The following is an 18,479-nucleotide window of genomic DNA, read 5'->3' on the forward strand; positions in this document are numbered from 1 at the left end:
CCAGTGGTCATACAAGCCTGGGTTACTCTCGCGCGAGTTGAGCAGGAGGGCCTGACCCTTCAGAGCCTAGAAGGGAACCCGATCCAATGAAGCCAGGGGGCGAGCCAGAACCCCTCCATCCAGAGCCGCCGCTGCTGGATGGAGGGGCAGCGAACCTGTGGTGCGACAAAAAACCCCACGTCCAAACTGCCCGTCGAGCGTCCAGCCAGTCGAGAGTTTAGCCGTTTCCAGAGGGCACAGCGAACCCTTGTGATGGACCGAAGGTTTCGGTAAATCGGCGCTCCGCAGGGACACCTAGATCGTCAAGGAGGCCTTCTACAGCGCCAGCAAAGCCGCTCGGTCCGCAATAATAGTACTCAGCTTCTCCATCGGGGAGCAGAGGTTGTAAGGCGCTCAGATTCAGCAGACCACCCTCATCATGGTGGACGCCTGCTTGGTCATCAGGCGCCACCTGCGCGTAGTACACCTGTTTTTGAAGCTGCGGGTGAATGCGGGTCAGGGTGTTGATGTGATCACGGAACGCGTGGACTTCACGGTTCATAGCGGCGTGAACAAACAGCACAGGTCGGGCAGAGCCACTGGCAACTAGGGTGTTGACCATGCTGATCATTGGAGTTACGCCGACGCCGCCACTGAGCAATACGACAGGTCGGGTGCTGTCCTGTAGGACGAAATCGCCGGCAGGCATGTGAACCAGAGCGGTGTCTCCAACATTCAAGGCGTCGTGCAGGTGGCTGGAAATCAATCCAGGTGGCAGTTCAGAGGTGTTGGTTGGAGCACTCTCGCGTTTCACACTGATGCGGTATGTGCGGCCATTCGGGGCATCTGACAGGCTGTACTGCCGGATCTGTTGGTTGGTTTGCCCAATCGCCTGAAGCTGAACACTGATGTACTGGCCAGGCTGGAAGGGTGGGAGAGGTTGACCATCCTGTGGGGAGAGCTCAAAAGAGGTGATGACTAGGCTTTCCTGCTTTCGGCCCGTGACGGTAAAAGGCTTGAACCCTTGCCAACCACCGTACTGCGCAGCTCCGGCGTGTTTCATTCCGCCTTCGACACCGATCATGATGTCCGCCAGTTGCGCGTAGGCAGCGGCCCAGGCGTCCATGATCTCTGGCGTGGCTGCATCACCGAGGATGGTGCCGATTGCGGCCAGGAGGTGTTCACCCACGATGGGGTAATGCTCCGGCAAGACCTCGAGACTGACGTGCTTATGAGCAATTCGGTTGACCATGCCGCCGAGCTGATCCAGTTGGTCGATGTGCGCCGCATACATCAGGATGCTGGCGGCCAGCGTGCTGGCTTGCCGTCCATTCTCCTGATTGACCGGATTGAAGATGTTCCGAAGCTCGGGATGGGCTTGGAACAGTGAGGCGTAAAAGACGCGGGTGATGTCGGTGCCGTGAGCTTGCAAGGCAGGGACAGTAGCTTTGATGGTCTGCAGTTGGTCAGGTGTCAGCATAAGTGTCGCATTATTAATACGCTTTTTAAATGTGTATTTGAGGGCTGTTTGTCCCTCGCCTCCTGTTGTGCCTGGACGAATCTCAAACAGAGCAACATCAAGCAGCTTTTGCTCTATCTCAAATTCCTTCACATTCCCAAACCCTCAGCTCCGCGGGGTGTGATGAAGGGTCAGCGGCGATTTGACAGCCATCAGAAGTCCCATGGCTCCGGATCAGCTAAAACGAGATCGCTGGGCCAGGCACAAGAAGAAGTGTTGAAGCCGAGAATCAAGTTGTTCTGCGAGACACCGAGATTACCTCACAGAATGACCTACCGAGACCAGCTGAACGCTCTAACTGGCACCAGCGTTCAGCACGCTGGCAAACCCTCATCCCTAAAGATAACTTTCAAGCAGTGGACGAGGAGATGAAGTGGCCACCAGAAGCAACTCTGCATCTGTATCTCCTTCAGCGACCAATCGGTGTGGGATGCGTGCATCAAAATGAGCAGCGTCGCCTTCTCCCAACTGGTGCTGGTCACGGCCAAGGATCAGTTGCAGGCGGCCCCGGATAACGTACAGCCATTCTTCACCATCATGCTGATACAGGTCGCCGCCTTCACGCTGAAGGGGAACCACCACGCGGATAGGCCGCAGATTAAATTCACCGGTACGTGCAGAAAGTCCAGCATGGAACAGGCCGTTCCCAGGCTTCAAAGGGGTCTGCCCCCCACGAACCACCACCTGCGGCGTCTGCTCGCCTTCTTGAAACAATGATGCGACACCGACTTGATACGTCTGTGCAATGCTCAAAAGCGCAGCGATAGAGGGTTGACGTTCGCCAGCTTCTAGCCGTGAAAGATAGGGCTTGGATAACTGAGTCCGTTCTGCCAGCTCTTCCAACGTCCATTCATGACTGTCACGTAAGGCTTTCAAACGCTGACTCAAGATGCGCAATTCACTCTCTGGATCGACGTTCTCCACAGGTTTCACTCCTGCATATTAGGGCTCCGTTGCCTTTGAGGCAACACTGACTCCTTAACTCCAAACGATGCCATATTCCCTTTCAGGTTATGAAGAGGATCAGGAGATTCATCTGTTACCCTTGACGTCTACCGGTCACTTGACCCTGGCTCAGTTCTGGCCCCAGAAAGAACACCCAGACAACGGATGATGTAGAGGAACCATAAGGATCTCACAGGAACGAGTGAAGAATAAACCACAGAGGAGAAGCAGTTACTGGAGAGGCCAGAATGATGTTGCGCTCCCAAGCCGGAAGAGGCACAGAGAAGTTAAGCTCGGCAAGAAGTGCCGCTGATGGCAGTGCGTAGGGCTGTCGCCGAGTATGTTCAAGCAATTCTGTCAGCTCAAGTGATGTTCGCTGCCCTCAAGGCCGATAATCGATTTTCCCCAGTGGCGGTCTACGTCGACGAAATTGATGGCGGCAACCAGAACATCAACCAGGCGAGCGGCCGTTCGAGTCAAGCGATCAAAGACCTCTTCGTGGGACGTATCGAGAATCTGGGGGCGTGCCAGATCAAGGAGCCGGGCAGCTTCATCGGGAGGAACGGGAACACGGGCTGACCGTTGGGCGTCAGAGTGAACCGTGACAAGCGCCTGTTTCAAAGTGTTCCCTTCTTTTAGGGGGACGGTTCGCGTCGTGGAGGATGTCGCTGAGACAAGCTGGGCAGGAGAGCGCACCAGAAAGCATGGTCAGCCAGTGGTTATTTCACGGCCAGTCGTCCGAGGTTCATCAAGACTCGGGGCGGGGTGCGTGCCAACATCTGCCCGGAGGTCGGAACGCTCCTGGCTGCCTGTGCCACACGGTCAAGCATGGTGTCGAACACCGCGTCCGGCATATTCATGGCCGGCGTCAGGCGAACCACCCGTTTGCTGGACAGCGACAGGTTGGCCTGCACCCCAAACTCATGCAGGAGCCGCAACCCCAGCACCCCACTCAGCTCACCCACCAATCCGCTCAGCCCAGGCATCCCGCTGAGTGGGAGGACAGGACGGAACTGAAGTGCAAATAAACTTCCCGCACCGCGTACAGCTTCGATCAGGTTGGGAGCGGCCTGCTGAATCTCCTGCAGCCGGCCCAAGCCCCGAACGCCCAGCGCGCGTGAGCGTTCCGTCAGGTTCTCGTCGACCAGCAGTTCCAACGACTTAAGTCCGACAGCCATTGCCAAGGTATTTCCGCCAAACGTGTTGCTGTGGCGTTTGCTCTGAAAGCCTTGTAACACGTGCTCAAAAATGGCTTTCCGAGCAATGGTGGCGCCGATGGGAACGAGCCCTCCACCCAAGGGTTTGGCGAGCGTGACGATATCTGGGTTCAGACCGCAGGCCACGGACGCGAACCAGTGACCTGTGCGGCCCAGACCCGTCTGCACCTCATCGGCGATGCTGACGATGCCGTACGCCTCGCAGACGGCGCCGACGAGCGCCAGAAAACCCTTGGGCGGCACGTGTACGCCGCTTTCGCCCTGCACGGGTTCGAGGATCACCGCGACAATATTCCGCGGCCCCAGACGCGTCACCGTTCTGGAAAAGGCATCGCCGTCGCCGTACGGAACGGTTGTGACATCCGCCATCAGCGGACCGAAGGGAGCCTGATACTCCTTGTTAGGTGTCAGCGAGAGGGGCACATGCGTCTTGCCGTGGTATGCGCCGCTGAAATTGATGATGTGGCGGGCCTGCCGGCGGTAAGCCCGCGCGAACTTGACGGCGGTCTCTACCGCTTCTGCACCGCTGTTGGAGAAAAAGACCCGTGAATCTGCATGTTCTGGAGCGAACCGTGCGAGGAGCGAGACCAACGCTGCTTCCAGGGCGCCGCGCCACGCAGAAGCAGCTTGCTGGGGTAGACCGACACTCGCGTCTCGTGCCAACCAGTCCTGCAGGAAGGTGATCAGCGCCGGGTGACGGTCACCAAACGGTAAGGCAGCGTAGCCGCCAGCATTGATACGCTGAACGCCCTGTTCGTCTTCCAGTTCCCAGGGGGTAATCACACGAAAGGGCCCAGCAATCCCCAAGGTGCGCAACGTCCGGATCAGGTCTCCATTGCCGTACTGTTCCTCCACCGCCAGAATTTTTGCCGCAGAGACATCACCGTTCAGGAGATCCCCACTGCGGATCGGCAGATGAAGTGCAAGAGGCATGCTGGTCATGACTGCTCCTGCGTTCCCATCAGCCGAGCGGCCGTATCTTCGAGGTGTCCACCCAGACGTTTTTTAAAGGTGGCGCGCCAGGAGCGCGACAAGGCTGGCTGGGCGAGCAGCCGCTCGATGGCCGGCCGGTCTTCCTTGTCATGGTGCATCACCCGGTTGGCTTCCTCAATGGTGACGGCTCCGGGTGGGCGTTGAACCAGCTTCAGGCGGGTGCCCGCCCGCACGGCTCCGGGCTTGAGGACACGGAAGTACCAGCCGGTCAGGCCCGTCTCCTGTACCCAGAGCGTCAATTTCGGCTCGTCATGGCGCGCGGCGAGTTTGAAGCACGGTTGGCGTGGTTGACTGACCTCTACCAGAGCGCCCCCGACTTTCACGACGTCTCCGATGCAGACCGTTGGCTCGGTCAAGCCGAGGGTGGTGAAGTTCTCTCCGAATGCCGCGGCACCCAGCGGCCGACCCAGCCGTTCGGTCCAGTACAGGTAGTGCTCGTCTGAATAGACACAGACCGCCTTTTCTGGCCCTCCGTGATATTTTCGGTCGGCTTGACCATCTCCCGTAAGTCCTTCTTTGCCTAGCCAGAGAGTCCAGTTCACAGGCGTCTTGACGAACCCGCTCGGCACGGTGCTGTCTCGGTACGGCAACGGGGCGGGCAGGCCGACGCTCAGCTGCTTAATGCGGGCGCCAGTGATCATGGGTTGCGCTCCTGAGCGGCCAAGTCACGGAGCAACGTTCGTGCGGCAGCGGCCTCATCAATACGTCCAACGGGCGTCGTCAGCGGCGCACTTTTGACCAACTCAGGCGCATTGTGTGCTTCTTTAATGATCTGCAACAGCGCGTCACACAGCGCGTCAATGGCCTCTTTGGACTCGGTCTCCACGATCTCGATCAGCAGGGCTTCTTCAACCAGCAGAGGAAAGTAGATGGTGGGGGCATGGAAGCCGTAATCCAGCAGCCGTTTGGCCAGGTCACGCGCAGTCACGCCGGTTTCCTTTTTGAGGGTTTTGCCGCTGAGGACAAACTCGTGCATGACGCCTTCCGGATACGGTGCGTCCAGCGCTTCACGCAGCCGTGCAAAAGTGTAGTTGGCGTTTAGAACAGCGGCGCGCGCTGTGTCACGCAGGCCGGCGTCACCGAGGGACAGCAGGTACGCGAGGGCGCGGACGAGCACGCCGAAATTTCCCTGAAAGGCCTTGACCCGTCCGACCGAGTCCGGGCGATCTTCGTCAAACATGAATTGGTCACCGCGCTTGATCACTACGGGCACCGGCAGGTAGCGCTCCAGGGCCGAACTGCACAGAACCGGGCCAGCGCCTGGGCCGCCGCCCCCATGGGGCGTGCTGAAAGTTTTGTGCAGGTTCAGGTGCATCAGGTCAAACCCCATGCGGCTGACGTCCACGATGCCCACCACAGCGTTGTAATTCGCTCCGTCGAGATACATCAGGCCGCCCGCCGCGTGGACGCGCGAGCTGATGTCCAGAACCTGAGGTTCAAACAGACCGAGGGTGCTTGGATTGGTCAGCATGAAGGCCAGCACATGTGGGCCCAGGCACGTGTCTAAGGTATCCAGGTCAACGCCTCCCCGGGCATCACTGGGAACCGTGACGATCTTGAGCCCGGCCATCCGCGCACTGGCCGGGTTGGTACCGTGGGCAGAGTCGGGAATCAACACGGTGTCGCGCGCTTCACCACGGTCTCCAGCGTAAGCCCGGGCCATTAGCAGCGCGGTCAGTTCCGCCTGTGCCCCGGCAGCGGGCTGCAAGCTCACCGCGTCCATGCCCGTCAGGGCACACAGCCGTTGGCCCAGGCTGTACATCACGTTCAGCGCTCCCTGAGCGTCCTCATCCGGCGCTAGGGGATGCAAGTGGGCAAATCCAGGCAACGCGGCCAGGGCGTCGTTGACTTTGGGGTTGTACTTCATGGTGCATGACCCCAAGGGGTACAGACCGAGGTCAATGGCATAGTTGCGCTGCGACAGGCGAGTAAAATGCCGAACCACATCGAGCTCAGATACCTCCGGCAGCGGCAAGGAGAGGCGACGTAGGGAGGTCGGAACTGCTGCGCGCGCAAGTTCGCGGAGCTCTGGACGGTCAGGGAGCCGGACACCGCGGCGTCCAACGGCGCTCTGGAGTGTGATGGGAGGAAAGTCGGTCATGAGAACCTCCTGATGATCGTGCACCGTGGGGTGCAGTGAGAAAGGCCCGGACCCGCAAGGAAGAACATCCAGGGAGAGTGGGAAGGCGGCGTCCAGGGGAGAGCGGACATTCAGGGGGAGGTTGGTCTCCGCGCTCAGGCCGTGGCGTCGCGCAGGCACCGGATCAGATGATCAATGTCGGCCTGAGCGTGCTGCTCGGTGAAGCAGAAGAGAAGCGCTTGCCCCAGCTCTGGGTACTCCCGGTGCAACGGGTAGCCGCCCTGCACGCCCATCTGACGCAGGCGGCCCAGCAATTCCTGCGTGGGGACGGGAGTCTGCACGACGAGCTCGTGGTGATGGGGGCCAGAAAACGGAAGGGTAAAGCCTGGCAAGCGTTCCAGGTGTGTCCGGGCGTAGGCCGCTGCACCCGCACTGAGTTCGGCTACTTCCTGGACACCGACCGGTCCGAGTAAGGCCAAGTAGATGGCGGCCGCCAGCGCGTTGAGGCTTTGATTCGTGCAGATGTTGCTGCTGGCCTTTTCACGCCGGACATGTTGTTCCCGCGTCTGCAGCGTCAGCACATACCCGGGTTGTCCCTGCGCATCAAACCCTTTGCTGACCAATCGTCCAGGCATCAGGCGCACAAAGGCAGCGCGGCCGGCCAAGATCCCGAGGTGCGGGCCTCCGAATGACACCGGGTTTCCTAGGGCCTGACCTTCCGCGGCCACCAGATCGACGTTCATCTCTCCTGGCGCTTTCAGCAGCCCCAAGGACGTGGGATCGGTGATGACCTGAATGATCAAGGTTCCGTGTTGGTGGGCGGTGACTGCAAGCTCCGCCACATCCTCAATCAGGCCCAGGAAGTTGGGTGACTGCACGACCAAGGCCGCTGCGTCCTGAAGATCTCCCTCGTTCAGTTGGGTCACACCGTCCTGATGAGGAAGTTCGGTAACGACGGCGCCGATGGGGGTCAGAAGGGTGTGCAGGACATCACGGTAGCGCGGGTCAACCGTGCGGGACACGATGACCTTGTAACGTGAAGTGGCGAGCATGGCCACCTTGACCGCTTCAAAGGTCGCGGTGGCTCCGTCATACATACTGGCGTTGGCGACGGCCATGCCCGTCAGCGCCTGAACCATCTCCTGATATTCGTGCAGGGCTTGGAGCCAGCCCTGCATCAGTTCTGCCTGGTACGGCGTGTAGGCCGTCAGAAACTCACCGCGCCCGGCCAAGGCCCACACGGCTGCGGGCACGTGATGGTTGTAGGCTCCGGCGCCCAGAAAGTTTGTGGAAGCGTTCGGGCTGGTGTTGCGCTGCGCCAGCTCGGTCATGTATGAGGTCAGTTCGAGTTCACTCAGAGCCGGGACGGGAGAAGACGGCGTGTTGCGCACGGCACCCGGCAGATGCGCGAACAAATCATCGACCCGCTTCTTACCAATGACCGTGAGCATGCTGCGGACGTCCTCATCCGTGTGCGGTGTGTAAGGATGCAAAAAGGGTGTCAACGTGGGCACCTCCCGTGATGTGATGACGTTCCAGTTAAACCTGGAGCGCGGTCGAAACACTATAATGTTTTGTTGCCTGACAGGCAACACAGCAGCACGTCAATTGCTTAACCGTCCAGCGATGACGAATCTGGCCCCCACGTGGAAGAGCCAGACGTGAGCAGCTCAAAACCTCTTTGGTCAAAGAGGGTGTACGGTGAGCTCTGCTCCCGTACACCCTTAGTTCAACCCTTGCGCCGAAGCGGCCGTTTACTTATTGATCGGCCGCAGGCGTACTCCAAGGAAATCAACTGGGACGTCCAAGGCTACGTTGACGTAATTGGTGAACAGGTTCAAGGCGACGTGGGCGATGATCTCAACAATGGCTTCGTCGTCGAACCCCACAGCGCGCATCTCACTCACGTCTTCGTCGGTGATCTGGGCGCGGTCACGAACCAGCTTCACCGCAAACTGTAGCGCGGCTGCGGTTCGGGGATCACTGGACTCGCCTATCTGTGCCGCTTCCATCTCTGCACCAGTCGCGCCTGCCTTGCGTCCGAGTGCAGTATGGGCAGCCAGGCAGTACTCGCAATTATTGATGTTGGCGATAGCGACGGCGATCTGTTCACCCAGCTTGCCTTCCAGCTTGCCCTGTCCGAGGGCCCCGAAGGCGCCCCACATGCTCCGGAGCGCCGCTGAGGAATTGGCGACAGCGCGGAACATGTTGGGTGTGGCGCCGAACGCGGCGTGGACTTCATTCAGCAGCAGTTGGCGGTCGTCGGACACGTTGTCTTGAAGCAATTGAACTCGGGGCATGGCAGGCTCCTTGATGATGAGAAACGGGTGGAGGGAAGGACTAGAGCGGAGCGTTAATCAGCGCACAGTGCCGGGCAGGCTCAGGTCGCCAGAAGCGACTTTGAACACGTCCGTGACGCACAGCAGCGGGCTGTGCAAGTCCGCGTTCACCCGGAGCGCGGCGGTGACTCCATCAAACTTGAAGCTCTTCATGAAACCGAGTTCTTTGAGAGGCACGTTGATCTTCACCAGGCTGCCACCGAGTTTGAGCTCGTAGCCAGGACTGTCGATCAGAATCGGTAGGTTCGGCCAGGTCGCGGGGAGTTTGGGCTTGGCGCCAGCTGGGATGTCTTTGACCTTCAGAGCGCCAACGCCGCAAACGGCATCCGGCACCAGAACGACCCAGTGGGAGTGCCAGAGATTGCCGTCATTCTTCAGGTTGCCGTCACCATTTTCGTCATACAAAGGGGTGTCATCGAAATCAGGGTGAGCCGTGGCAGCCAAAGCGAGAATGCCCTGCCCCTTCTCAAAACCGACAGTGCTGGAGTCAAGTGTGGTCGGCCAAACGTAGCTGTACACCTGACTGCCTGCCAGCTGGCCCGTTACGGTGGGTATTGTCACGCCAGCCTTGCTTGAGGTCTGCATTTGAAACACCAGCTGTGTGCCCGTGCTGGTCACTTGGGTGCGGACGATGTCATAAGCGGCTAGCTTCGCTGTCCCAGTAGGGCTGCTGATCGCACCTGAGGAGTTGGAACCGCCACCGGCGACAGCGGCGCTGAGGGAAAAGAAGAGAGCGAGAACCGACAGGGCCTTGTGTCTCATGATGATCTCCGTGGGTGGTCAAGACACACCGTATGAATGGGGGCGGGGAGAGGGGGCGGCGGAGACAACACTCTCCCGGTCAGGGCATGTGCCATGACTGAAAGGCCGTGAATTCCGTACGAGCCTGCGTGATGAGGCCCGAAATCGGTAAATAAGGGGTCAGTGCAGCTGTTCGGGCTCAAGCCACCGTGCCCAGGTCATCGCCTGTTGTTCCGGTGGCGCGGCGCGGTGCTCACCGCAGTCGAGACGAAGATTCTGGTCACCGATGGGTGCGTCGAGCAGAACGCAGTGATGAGGCTTCACAAGAGACTCGTGGCGGTTTGGCTGAAAATTAACGCAGGTGACACACAGTCGGGCGACGGGAATCTCTCCACGCTGGTGCATCTGGCGAATGATTTTACTCAGACCACGCACGAAGACCGTCTGCTCATTGGGGGTCAGCACATCGACCGCCTGACTCAGGCTGTTCGGCCACTGCGCGATCTGCTGCGCCATCATGTGGCCAGCATCCGTCAGCTTCAGGGCGAGGGAGCGCGGCTGAGCTGGATCCCGATCCTTCTGAACCAGACCTTTGACACCCAAGATCCGAATAGCGTCACTCACCGTTGGCGCGGTCAAGCCAAGCGACCGGGCCACGACATTCAATGCGGCAGGCCCTTTCACTTTTCTGTGAAGAAACGCCAGAATCTGCACCTGGGTCGAAGAGAGGCCGACTGCATTTGCATCTCGCCAGGAGCGTTGCTGGCCAGCGAGGGCCAGCTTCGTTAGTCCTTCACTGATGCGAGGTTCCAGCGCGTCGTCCAGAGAACCGATTTCTATTGAGGTCTGCATAGGTTCTCCTTCGGACTCCTAATTAATACTCCTTTGTTGCCTGTGTGTCAACAGGTAAGCCCCAATAGAAGCTAACAGTGAAGCAGGCTCAGTTGGCGAAGCTTATTCCCCCATCAGGAGTCTGGCTCCTCAATTTGAATGATTGCTCTCCACAGCGAGCCTTCTGAATATCAATTCTAGAAGTGCTGTCTGAAATGCCAACGCAGAGGCATCAGATGGCCCTCCTCCTAGCCTGCCGAAAATATTGCCCTACTGGCAACAAGTTGATCAGCCGACACAAGTTGAGTCTCCTTAGCATTCCATCCAAGACTCATCGAGAGGGCAACTTGACGTTTTCGGAGGTATCAGGAAGGCTGTACGGTCTGGATCCCCTCAGGTGCACAGGGAGGAGCTGGAGTCACGGGCGCCCAAGCCTCTGCTGATGGCGGCGCACCGAGCAGCATCGTGTTCTGTGCCAAGTCGGCCAGGGTATAGCGATCCAGGACGCCATAAAACGCCTGGAGAGCTTCGGAGAGGGCACGCTGCAGCTCACAATTAAACCGCAAGGGGCAACTGGGACAGTCCACCAGCGGTATGCCCGGCTCTGTTGTGCGGACAACCGTTCCCACAATGATCTCGGCTGCCGGAATTCCCAGTTTCAGTCCTCCGCCACGCCCCCGTACTGCCCGAACCCAACCTTCACGGCTGAGCAGCGTAACGGCTTTATTCAAGTGATTGAACGGCACGTTGTACATCTGTGCAAGCTCCGCAGTGGTCGTCACAGTTGCTGGTGCTTGCCGTGCCAGATGAATGAGAATCCGTAACGAGGCATCTGTAAATAACGTCAGTTGCATTCAGCACTCCAGCCCCAAGCTCCCACCATGCTTCAGGATAGGCCGTGATCCGAACGGTAAACCAGCGTGAAACACCCTTTCTCTCAAGGGTCGAGCGACCGGAGAGGACAGGCCCCCTGTGGCCTCACTGACCACAGCGGCAGCCAGCCGTTGAAATGCACAATGAACTATTGGTACTCCGTTGACTCTTAAGAAGAATGCCCTTGTGAACGGCATTGAGGTGACATAGAGCGAGAGAGGCTGCCCTTGTGCCACGGACCTAAGCAACGCGAGCAGCGTGTTGGGTGGCTCAGCTGTTGTGAAGGCACGCCACGCTCTCCAGATCCAGACAAAGGGTTCCAAATAACAACGGACGCGACGCAGAGCGGCACTCCAGGTCGGCGGCGGCTGAGCCACCGCTGAGGGTTGGTGATCGTCGTGCGGCTCTGTGGTGGGAGGGTCATGCGTCGGCTGTGCCGTCTCCCAATACAAGAAACAGAACACGACGCAGACAAGGTTCCAGTGACGCCGGAGGGCGAGGTCGGAGCGTGCCTGACAGTGTGTCCAGCCCAAATGCTGCTTGACCTCGCGGTCGGCCTGCTCAATTCGAGGCCGCCGGGCATACAGCCAGGCGATTTCCAACAGCGTCGCTGGCAGCGTCCTGGCATGCCACACCATAGTGTCCTGCTCACCCTCGCGGAGATTGGAAATCAGATATTCCGTGCGCTCTTCCGGCAACTCCACCAGATCCGGCGTGACGACAATCAGCCGAAAGGTCTGGTGCGGCCCAAAAGGGCCGCCCTGTCGTTTGGCGACCCATTTGATTTCTTGATGCCCATCGGCATCCGTGCGCACGAGAGGTTGCCAGGCCTCTGGCGCTACGTGCAGCGCCAGTTCCTCAACACTCCCTGGCTGGTCTGCGGCATGCCACCACGTGTGAGATGCCGGCAGCGCCAACACAACTGGAAGGTGTTGACGGATGAGGTGGGTCTGGAAGACCTCGTTCCGCCCGTAGAAACTGTCCGCGACCACCGCCCGATACGGCCAATCGGCCCGGACAGCATCAATGAGGTCAATCGCAAGTTGGGGCTTGGTTTTGAACGCAAGACCAATGATCCCGCGTTCAAAATGATGGGCTGGCGTATACGGCACGAATTTCAGGGGGACAGAGGCGTCTGACGTGTCATACAGCACATGGACGGTCACGATGCCCGAATCGACCTTGCCCAAACTTCCCAAGTACTGCCAACCCACATGCGCGGTGTGCGTGCCGTATTTCCGGTCGCCTGTCTCGTCAATCACCAGCACCGCGCCTCACTGAGCCCTCCCGGATCCCAAGTGCTCCCTCGCAAGAACCACTGAAGACGCTGTGCGTCCTTGTGTCGGCTGCCCGGTTGGCCCGGTTCGGTATTCGCCAGCCCCGTCGCCGTTTTGTGAAGTTCCGTTCCCAGAAGAAGAATTTGCAGATATGTTTGAAAGGTGACTTGCTGTGTGGGACGCGTAAACGTCGAGTCGGACAGCTGGCAATACTGCTCCAACGGTTCAGGAATGAGCTGTTGGGTGTCCATTCCCTAGCTTGCATCCGTTCCATGAGTCAATGGAGTACCAATAGCGTCGTTCAGCAAAACCCCGACCTCCACCGTGAAGCTTCATTCGGTGAGCCCGCCGAGACGTCGTCTCGGTCGCGTGGAACATCGGACGGGGCATCTCGGCACAGTGAGAAGCTGTGGCCAGGCATGAGGCTTTGTCCCCGAACAAGCGTGGTGATGCGTTCGATGGCCCGGCGACGATCGATCTCCACGGTATGGAGGGACGTGACGTACCGAGTGTAGGCCATGGGTTGTGCCGCGAGGGTTTTGACGGTGACGGCGATCGGGTCGAGACCGGCGCATTCCATCCGGTTAAGCGCTTCGAGTGCGTGAGCGTCTCTCGTTATCCGCTGTTCCACCCGGCGACGGTGGCGCAGCAACGTCAGGCGCCGTAACTCCTCATCTGGTTCGCGTAAGTACTCGCGAATTTCGTTCAGGGGGACCTCCAGCCCGCGCATGACGCGGATACGTTCCGCGTCCATCATCTGTGACGGAAAGTAGTAGCGGTAATTGCTGGCAGGACCCACCACAGCAGGTCGCAACAAGCCTTCCTCGTCGTAGTGTCGTAAGGTTGTGACCGTTAAGTCGGTCGAGCGGGCGAACATACCGATACTTCGTTTTTGAAGAGGTGTCCTGCAGGTTCTTCATGAACTCAGTGTGAAGTCTCGGCTCACCGAAGAGTCAAGCCCTTCCTCGGAGACGAGATGCGGCCATCCCATTTCGAAGTGAGGACGCACGGTCGTTTCCGCGAGACCACCGGTTTAAGCCACCACGAAGAGAAGCTGGCGTCAGGCAGAAGGGACAAAAGGGGGAAGAAGGTTCCCGGACAAGTTGCAGCCGTGCGCGAGCCTGCGGGATGAGCAACATGGCTCGGCAGCCGACACGCTGTGCCGAAATGTCGAGCAGAGGGCGGAGCTGACCGCGCTGGTGGTGCCTACCGTGCGCCGCAATCGGCAGGAGGCCATCGCCCTCGGCTGGGCTTTGGCGTGAACGGGAGGTCTGCATTCGGAGAACCTACGTGTGCCGAAAAATCCTTTCCAGACCGAACACACGCTCATCCAGTTCAGGCAACACAACCTTCAGGATTATTCGGCGGATTAGCGGGGAATATACAAATTGATGAACCGGGGTGAGGCCCTCCTGGATCTTTTTAGGCTGGAAGCAGACGCGGGTTCAGGACGGGAGCGGTAAATTCTGTTCCGCTAGGGGGAAGGCGGGCCTGCTTGCGCAATGCTTGGTGCGTCGCCCCAGCATGTGCGCTCTTGTGGCGCCCTAGGTAAGCCCACGCTGCCGACGAGACAAACGCTGCGCTGACCAGGCACTTCTGACATTGAAATCGATGGTTGACCCCTGCAGCGACACCTTCCTTGCCGCCTGTGCCACGACTGCTGGCCTCTCCTCTGGTGCCGTGACCACCGGGATCGGGGTTCCGTCATCAGGAGCATGCCCAGAGCCAGTTCAGGCAACAAGACCGGAACCTTCACAGCTATTGACTTTCTAGACGACTGGTCTAATAATGAATGTATGCAGCATGACACCCGTGAGAAGATCCTCAAAGTCGCTCACGGGTTGGTGATGGTGCGTGGCTTCAACAACACTGGACTGAGTGAGATCCTGAAAGAAGCTGGCGTGCCTAAAGGTTCCTTTTACCACTACTTTCCCAGCAAGGACGATCTGGGATTTGCTTTGCTTGATCGCTTCAGCGCGGCTCTCCTGGCCGACCTGAATCAGTTTTTTTCGACGCATGAGGGAACTGCCCTTGAGGCCCTGCGGGCGTACTTTGAACACCTGACCGTGCTTTTCAAGGACGAGTTCTCTTTATGCAATTGTTTGCTCGGCAATCTGGGGCAGGAACTCGCTGCTCAGCACGAAGGTTTTAGACGGGCAGTGAAGCAACACTTTGACGAGATAGAACAGTGCTTGGCAGAGCAGTTTGAGCGTGCCAAGCGGGAAGGCGATCTCGATTCATCTGTAAACAGCCTCAGTTTGGCCCGACTGCTGTTTTCAGGGTGGGAGGGAAGTTTGATCCGGGCCAAGTTGGAACAGTCAGCTGATCAACCCGCAGCCTTTATCCAGTTCTTCTTTGACCGTTTGAAAACTTGAGCTGATGCAAAGCACGCCGTTTTTATTTGTCATTACTTAGACGACCGGTCTACTTCAATGAAGCAGAACACCTCACCATAGGGAGAACCACCATGAACCTAAAACGCATCCAAGGCACCCACGTCCTCGTTACTGGCGCCAATCGTGGCATCGGTCAAGCTTTCACCAGGTCGCTGCTCACCCGTGGTGCCGAACGAGTTTACGCAGCCGTGCGCGACCCAGCGAACATCACGACTCTTGACACCTCCGACAACCGACTGATTCCCGTCATCCTGGATATCACCAACTCCGACGACATTCAGCGTGTCAAACAGACTCTGCCACGCTTGGATCTGCTGATTAACAACGCCGGCACCGCCTTCCCATCAACTTACAGTGCGGCGTCTGCCCTCTCCTCCGCCCGCCAGGAGATGAACACCAATTACTTCGGTCCGCTTGAGCTGAGCACTGCCCTGTTGGAGTTACTGCGTCAAAGCCCAAATGCAGGAATCATCAACGTCTCGTCCATCGCGGGGATCACCAATTTCAAGGCTTTGGGCACTTACTCTGCGTCGAAAGCCGCCGCACACTTCCTCACACAAGGCTTACGCGCCGAAGTTGGTCCGGCAGGCATTTTTGTAGCGGGTGTTTATCCCGGACCTGTGGATACCCGCATGGCTGCTGGATTCGAGATGCACAAGCCAAGTGCTCACGAAGTGGCCGAGGTGGTGCTTGACGCTTATCAAGCGGCAGTAGAGGACATCTTTCCAGACGCTTTTTCTCGTGCCATGGCGGACATGTTCTTCCAGAATCCAAAAGCTTTGGAACAAGAATTCGCGAAGTAATGGTCAACGAACCGTAGGAATGCCGGACAGCCGATAGTGCTCCAAGAAATTCTTCAAGCGGCGTTGCGAGCGTTCGCCGATGAGGTGAGTGTCGACCAAGGCGTGGCGTAGCCAGGCGCCGAGTGACGGCGTTGGTGGTTATACCAGCGGTGAACATCTGGCATGGCAGCGCGAACCTCAGCCATGGACTGCCAATCGTGACGGAAAGCGAATTGATAATGTGTAGGTTCTGTTGAGTCGTTCCAGGATTCCGGTGCCGCCTGGCTGGGACACCTTGGAGCGCACCCAGCTGCCGTACTTCGAGCAGACCTGTTGAAAGACCTCGCTCGTGAAGTCGCTGCCGCCGTCACTTTGCACGAGGATCGTCTCCGGGTGGCCCTCGGCCCACAGGACGGCGACGGCTTTGTCCAGCGTGAGCTTAGCAAGGTGCATCGACAGACTCCGCACGACCCGGCTGGCCAAGACCACCCGTGAAAGTACGTCCAGCACGAAGTAAATCCAACAGACGCCCTCCGGGAGGGAGAGGCGTGTGGCGTCGATCTGCACCCGGCATCCTTCGGGCCAGTCCTGAGGACTGGAACCTAGTATGTCAAGTCGGCGGGGAAAAGACTCAAAAAGATCCTATGAAGGGGCAGGGATGGGGCCGCCCAGGTGACAGGCCTGCAGGGTTCGGTACACCTCCCGGGCCAGGTGGGTCTTGAGTGCTCGAAGTGCCGCCCGTTTTGTTTTTCCCTCCTGCTCCTTCTTGGCCACAAATGTTTTGGTGCGTTCGTCACAGCGTCGCCGGGTCAAGGCCATCAGGTGGAGCACAGGGTTGAGCTGTCGGTGGCCACCGACGTTCACGCACCAGCGTGTGTTCTTTCCGCTGCCCCGCTCCACGGGGGCAGCGCCGCAGTCACTGGCAAAGTGATGGACGTTTTCAAACCGCTGGATGTCACCCATTTCGGCCAGTACGGTGCCGGCCAGCACCACGCCGATCCCCTGCAAGGTCAACAGGGTGGGGGCCACTTGAGCGACCAGGGTCGCCATGGCGTGTTCCCGCTCTTTCCATGCTGCTTCGAGAGAAGTCAGCACCGCCTGCAGGGCGGTGCTCAGCGAGGCAGCCATGGTATCTGGGAGCGCTTCGAGCATCATCTGGTTCGCTTTGCGCTGCTGAGCCAGCTTGTCCCGCGTGCGGGACAATTCCTGCAAACGGGTACGCTGCTCGCTGAGCTGGTCGGGCGGGAGTTGCGGGTTGGCCAGCAGCACCCGAGCGACGTTCTCGGCATCGACCAGGTCGTTCTTTTTCTTGCCGCGACGCGCACGGTACTGACGGGTCAGGCTGGGGTGGATGTGAGACACCGACTGATCATTGGCAAAGAGCAGGGCCAGCAGGGGAGCCACGTACCGGTTGCCTGCACCTTCAATGGCCCAGCAGTGCAGTTCAAAACGAGCAGACCAAGCACACAACTGATTCAGGCCTTCGGCGTCGTTCTGGACGCTCAGGCTGTCCAGTCCCAGTCCACGCGAATCGAGAGCGACGGCGGTATGGGTCGTGGGGTGGGGATCAAGTCCAAGAATGATCATGGCGTCCTCCAGTAGATGTGTGGCGCCGAACCCCCACCCGCGCAGGTCTGTTCTGGATGGGGCCCGCAGGCAGCCTGGTATCAAGCGAAGAGCAGCGGTGTGGTGCCGTTGAGAAAGAGAACGCGCAATTCCAGTCCAAGCGACAAGCGCAGACACTTTGAGGGCGACGCTCTCTCCTCACCTCATTTTGGACATACAGACACTTTAGGGGAAGGCTTCCTTGTTTTCCGAGGTTGCGGGGGATGGAACTGCAGTTCACCCAGGGCCGTTCGAATCTGATGCAGGCCGATCTCTCCACCTTGGGCCTGCAATTCCTGATACAGCAAGCGGTAACCAGAGGTAGGGTGTAACAACGCGGTCTGGCGCACTTTTTCGCACAGCTCATCCCGGTGCTGCTGGCGCGCACAGCGCACCGGCGCTGTGCTCATGGTCTCGGAGTCGCCAATACGGAATTTCGGCGTATTGGGCGAAGCGCCTTAAGCTGAGCTGGGGATGGCTCTGCCAGAGGACGATCGCATCAATCATCGTCAGAGCCGCCGCACTTTTCGCGCGATATCCAACTCCAATTCCTTCTCCGCCACAATGCGCCCCAGTCGGTCGTTCGCCCGTTCCAGCAGACTCACACCCTGATCCGGACGATCTCCCGCAAGACGGGCACGGCCCGCCTCCAGGAACTGGGCTTTCCAACTGTGGATCAGGCTCTCATTGACATCATGCTGCCGGGCTGTTCCTGCCCCACCCAGTTCCCCGCGCAAAACGCTCAAGACAATGGCTTCTTTGACGTCGGTTATCCAGGTTTTCCGTTGTTTCCCCATGATGCTCTCCAGTGTGCTTGTCCCTCGCTTCAACAGGGTTAGGTTCTGGAAGTCATTCTTGGAGCAGGAGCAGTACCCACTCAACCTGATCCGATACACCTCCCC

The 18,479-nt window shown here is 58.8% G+C and carries 20 protein-coding genes; 4 read left to right on the forward strand and 16 right to left on the reverse strand.

The annotated features are described in order from the left end of the window. Positions 1-217: 217 nt before the first annotated feature. Both hmpA and M1R55_RS18865 read right to left on the reverse strand, forming a co-directional pair. Entirely contained in the window at positions 218-1,459 is a 1,242-nt protein-coding gene (gene hmpA, locus M1R55_RS18860; protein WP_249394462.1) for an NO-inducible flavohemoprotein, read from the reverse strand. 375 nt (positions 1,460-1,834) lie between these two features. Further along, complete coding sequence (locus M1R55_RS18865) at positions 1,835-2,422, reverse strand: helix-turn-helix domain-containing protein (RefSeq protein ID WP_249394463.1); 588 nt, start codon at positions 2,420-2,422, stop codon at positions 1,835-1,837. A 390-nt stretch (positions 2,423-2,812) separates the two neighbouring features. On the opposite strand from M1R55_RS18865, the gene M1R55_RS18870 reads away from it, so the two are divergent. After that, positions 2,813-3,022 (forward strand): hypothetical protein, encoded by a 210-nt coding sequence (locus M1R55_RS18870; RefSeq protein WP_249394464.1) that lies wholly within the window; start codon positions 2,813-2,815, stop codon positions 3,020-3,022. 140 nt (positions 3,023-3,162) lie between these two features. On the opposite strand, the gene M1R55_RS18875 is transcribed toward M1R55_RS18870, so the two are convergent. The 10 genes from M1R55_RS18875 to M1R55_RS18920 form a co-directional block, all read right to left on the reverse strand. Next, positions 3,163-4,602 (reverse strand): aspartate aminotransferase family protein, encoded by a 1,440-nt coding sequence (locus M1R55_RS18875; protein WP_249394465.1) that lies wholly within the window; start codon positions 4,600-4,602, stop codon positions 3,163-3,165. Beyond that, entirely contained in the window at positions 4,599-5,294 is a 696-nt protein-coding gene (locus M1R55_RS18880) for an MOSC domain-containing protein (protein WP_249394466.1), read from the reverse strand. The genes M1R55_RS18875 and M1R55_RS18880 overlap by 4 nt, the downstream gene beginning before the upstream one ends. Next, positions 5,291-6,754 carry an aminomethyl-transferring glycine dehydrogenase subunit GcvPB gene (gene gcvPB / locus M1R55_RS18885; RefSeq protein ID WP_249394467.1) on the reverse strand — a complete coding sequence of 488 codons (1,464 nt, stop codon included), beginning with the start codon at positions 6,752-6,754 and terminating at the stop codon, positions 5,291-5,293. Before gcvPB ends, M1R55_RS18880 begins: the two co-directional genes overlap by 4 nt. A gap of 134 nt (positions 6,755-6,888) precedes the next feature. Continuing rightward, entirely contained in the window at positions 6,889-8,184 is a 1,296-nt protein-coding gene (gcvPA, locus tag M1R55_RS18890; RefSeq protein ID WP_249394468.1) for an aminomethyl-transferring glycine dehydrogenase subunit GcvPA, read from the reverse strand. Positions 8,185-8,487: 303 nt separating this feature from the next. Then, positions 8,488-9,033 carry a carboxymuconolactone decarboxylase family protein gene (locus tag M1R55_RS18895; protein ID WP_249394469.1) on the reverse strand — a complete coding sequence of 182 codons (546 nt, stop codon included), beginning with the start codon at positions 9,031-9,033 and terminating at the stop codon, positions 8,488-8,490. 57 nt (positions 9,034-9,090) lie between these two features. Next, complete coding sequence (locus M1R55_RS18900; protein WP_249394470.1) at positions 9,091-9,834, reverse strand: hypothetical protein; 744 nt, start codon at positions 9,832-9,834, stop codon at positions 9,091-9,093. A 159-nt stretch (positions 9,835-9,993) separates the two neighbouring features. Beyond that, complete coding sequence (locus M1R55_RS18905) at positions 9,994-10,665, reverse strand: MarR family winged helix-turn-helix transcriptional regulator (RefSeq protein WP_249394471.1); 672 nt, start codon at positions 10,663-10,665, stop codon at positions 9,994-9,996. Between the two features lie 344 nt (positions 10,666-11,009). Further along, a complete protein-coding gene (locus tag M1R55_RS18910; RefSeq protein WP_249394472.1) occupies positions 11,010-11,498 on the reverse strand; it encodes an Rrf2 family transcriptional regulator in 489 nt (162 codons plus the stop codon). Then, positions 11,499-12,785: a transposase gene (locus tag M1R55_RS32240; protein WP_371827211.1), complete on the reverse strand. Its 1,287-nt coding sequence runs from the start codon at positions 12,783-12,785 to the stop codon at positions 11,499-11,501. A 310-nt stretch (positions 12,786-13,095) separates the two neighbouring features. Continuing rightward, positions 13,096-13,671 carry a MerR family transcriptional regulator gene (locus M1R55_RS18920; RefSeq protein ID WP_249394474.1) on the reverse strand — a complete coding sequence of 192 codons (576 nt, stop codon included), beginning with the start codon at positions 13,669-13,671 and terminating at the stop codon, positions 13,096-13,098. A gap of 226 nt (positions 13,672-13,897) precedes the next feature. Here M1R55_RS18920 and M1R55_RS18925 point away from each other — a divergent pair, with 226 nt between their 5' ends. The 3 genes from M1R55_RS18925 (at position 13,898) to M1R55_RS18935 (ending at position 15,993) form a co-directional block, all read left to right on the forward strand. Next, on the forward strand, positions 13,898-14,056 hold the full coding sequence (locus M1R55_RS18925; protein ID WP_249394475.1) for a hypothetical protein: 159 nt from the start codon (positions 13,898-13,900) through the stop codon (positions 14,054-14,056). 534 nt (positions 14,057-14,590) lie between these two features. Beyond that, on the forward strand, positions 14,591-15,169 hold the full coding sequence (locus M1R55_RS18930) for a TetR/AcrR family transcriptional regulator (RefSeq protein ID WP_249394476.1): 579 nt from the start codon (positions 14,591-14,593) through the stop codon (positions 15,167-15,169). 92 nt (positions 15,170-15,261) lie between these two features. After that, the gene (locus tag M1R55_RS18935) at positions 15,262-15,993 is read left to right on the forward strand and encodes an SDR family NAD(P)-dependent oxidoreductase (protein ID WP_249394477.1); all 732 of its coding nucleotides are present in this window, start codon (positions 15,262-15,264) and stop codon (positions 15,991-15,993) included. A 53-nt stretch (positions 15,994-16,046) separates the two neighbouring features. Here the strand turns inward: M1R55_RS18935 and M1R55_RS18940 are convergent, their stop codons facing one another. From M1R55_RS18940 to M1R55_RS18955, 4 genes are all read right to left on the reverse strand, one after another. Then, a complete protein-coding gene (locus M1R55_RS18940; protein WP_371827212.1) occupies positions 16,047-16,178 on the reverse strand; it encodes an integrase core domain-containing protein in 132 nt (43 codons plus the stop codon). Then, on the reverse strand, positions 16,171-16,539 hold the full coding sequence (locus M1R55_RS18945; protein WP_249394478.1) for a DDE-type integrase/transposase/recombinase: 369 nt from the start codon (positions 16,537-16,539) through the stop codon (positions 16,171-16,173). The genes M1R55_RS18940 and M1R55_RS18945 overlap by 8 nt, the downstream gene beginning before the upstream one ends. A gap of 75 nt (positions 16,540-16,614) precedes the next feature. Beyond that, positions 16,615-17,559: an IS110 family transposase gene (locus M1R55_RS18950; RefSeq protein WP_249394479.1), complete on the reverse strand. Its 945-nt coding sequence runs from the start codon at positions 17,557-17,559 to the stop codon at positions 16,615-16,617. Between the two features lie 527 nt (positions 17,560-18,086). Then, positions 18,087-18,374 carry a transposase gene (locus M1R55_RS18955; protein WP_249394480.1) on the reverse strand — a complete coding sequence of 96 codons (288 nt, stop codon included), beginning with the start codon at positions 18,372-18,374 and terminating at the stop codon, positions 18,087-18,089. Positions 18,375-18,479: the final 105 nt, after the last annotated feature.

The sequence above is a fragment of the Deinococcus sp. QL22 genome, from assembly GCF_023370075.1.
Taxonomy (GTDB): Bacteria; Deinococcota; Deinococci; order Deinococcales; family Deinococcaceae; genus Deinococcus.

What these genes read in the sequence shown, in the direction of transcription:
- hmpA (WP_249394462.1), bottom strand. Translation starts at nt 1,459, where the DNA reads ATGCTGACACCTGACCAACTGCAGACCATCAAAGCTACTGTCCCTGCC.
- M1R55_RS18870 (WP_249394464.1), top strand. Translation starts at nt 2,813, where the DNA reads ATGTTCGCTGCCCTCAAGGCCGATAATCGATTTTCCCCAGTGGCGGTC.
- M1R55_RS18875 (WP_249394465.1), bottom strand. Translation starts at nt 4,602, where the DNA reads ATGACCAGCATGCCTCTTGCACTTCATCTGCCGATCCGCAGTGGGGAT.
- M1R55_RS18880 (WP_249394466.1), bottom strand. Translation starts at nt 5,294, where the DNA reads ATGATCACTGGCGCCCGCATTAAGCAGCTGAGCGTCGGCCTGCCCGCC.
- gcvPB (WP_249394467.1), bottom strand. Translation starts at nt 6,754, where the DNA reads ATGACCGACTTTCCTCCCATCACACTCCAGAGCGCCGTTGGACGCCGC.
- gcvPA (WP_249394468.1), bottom strand. Translation starts at nt 8,184, where the DNA reads ATGCTCACGGTCATTGGTAAGAAGCGGGTCGATGATTTGTTCGCGCAT.
- M1R55_RS18895 (WP_249394469.1), bottom strand. Translation starts at nt 9,033, where the DNA reads ATGCCCCGAGTTCAATTGCTTCAAGACAACGTGTCCGACGACCGCCAA.
- M1R55_RS18900 (WP_249394470.1), bottom strand. Translation starts at nt 9,834, where the DNA reads ATGAGACACAAGGCCCTGTCGGTTCTCGCTCTCTTCTTTTCCCTCAGC.
- M1R55_RS18905 (WP_249394471.1), bottom strand. Translation starts at nt 10,665, where the DNA reads ATGCAGACCTCAATAGAAATCGGTTCTCTGGACGACGCGCTGGAACCT.
- M1R55_RS18910 (WP_249394472.1), bottom strand. Translation starts at nt 11,498, where the DNA reads ATGCAACTGACGTTATTTACAGATGCCTCGTTACGGATTCTCATTCAT.
- M1R55_RS18920 (WP_249394474.1), bottom strand. Translation starts at nt 13,671, where the DNA reads ATGTTCGCCCGCTCGACCGACTTAACGGTCACAACCTTACGACACTAC.
- M1R55_RS18930 (WP_249394476.1), top strand. Translation starts at nt 14,591, where the DNA reads ATGCAGCATGACACCCGTGAGAAGATCCTCAAAGTCGCTCACGGGTTG.
- M1R55_RS18935 (WP_249394477.1), top strand. Translation starts at nt 15,262, where the DNA reads ATGAACCTAAAACGCATCCAAGGCACCCACGTCCTCGTTACTGGCGCC.
- M1R55_RS18940 (WP_371827212.1), bottom strand. Translation starts at nt 16,178, where the DNA reads ATGGCTGAGGTTCGCGCTGCCATGCCAGATGTTCACCGCTGGTATAAC.
- M1R55_RS18950 (WP_249394479.1), bottom strand. Translation starts at nt 17,559, where the DNA reads ATGATCATTCTTGGACTTGATCCCCACCCCACGACCCATACCGCCGTC.
- M1R55_RS18955 (WP_249394480.1), bottom strand. Translation starts at nt 18,374, where the DNA reads ATGGGGAAACAACGGAAAACCTGGATAACCGACGTCAAAGAAGCCATT.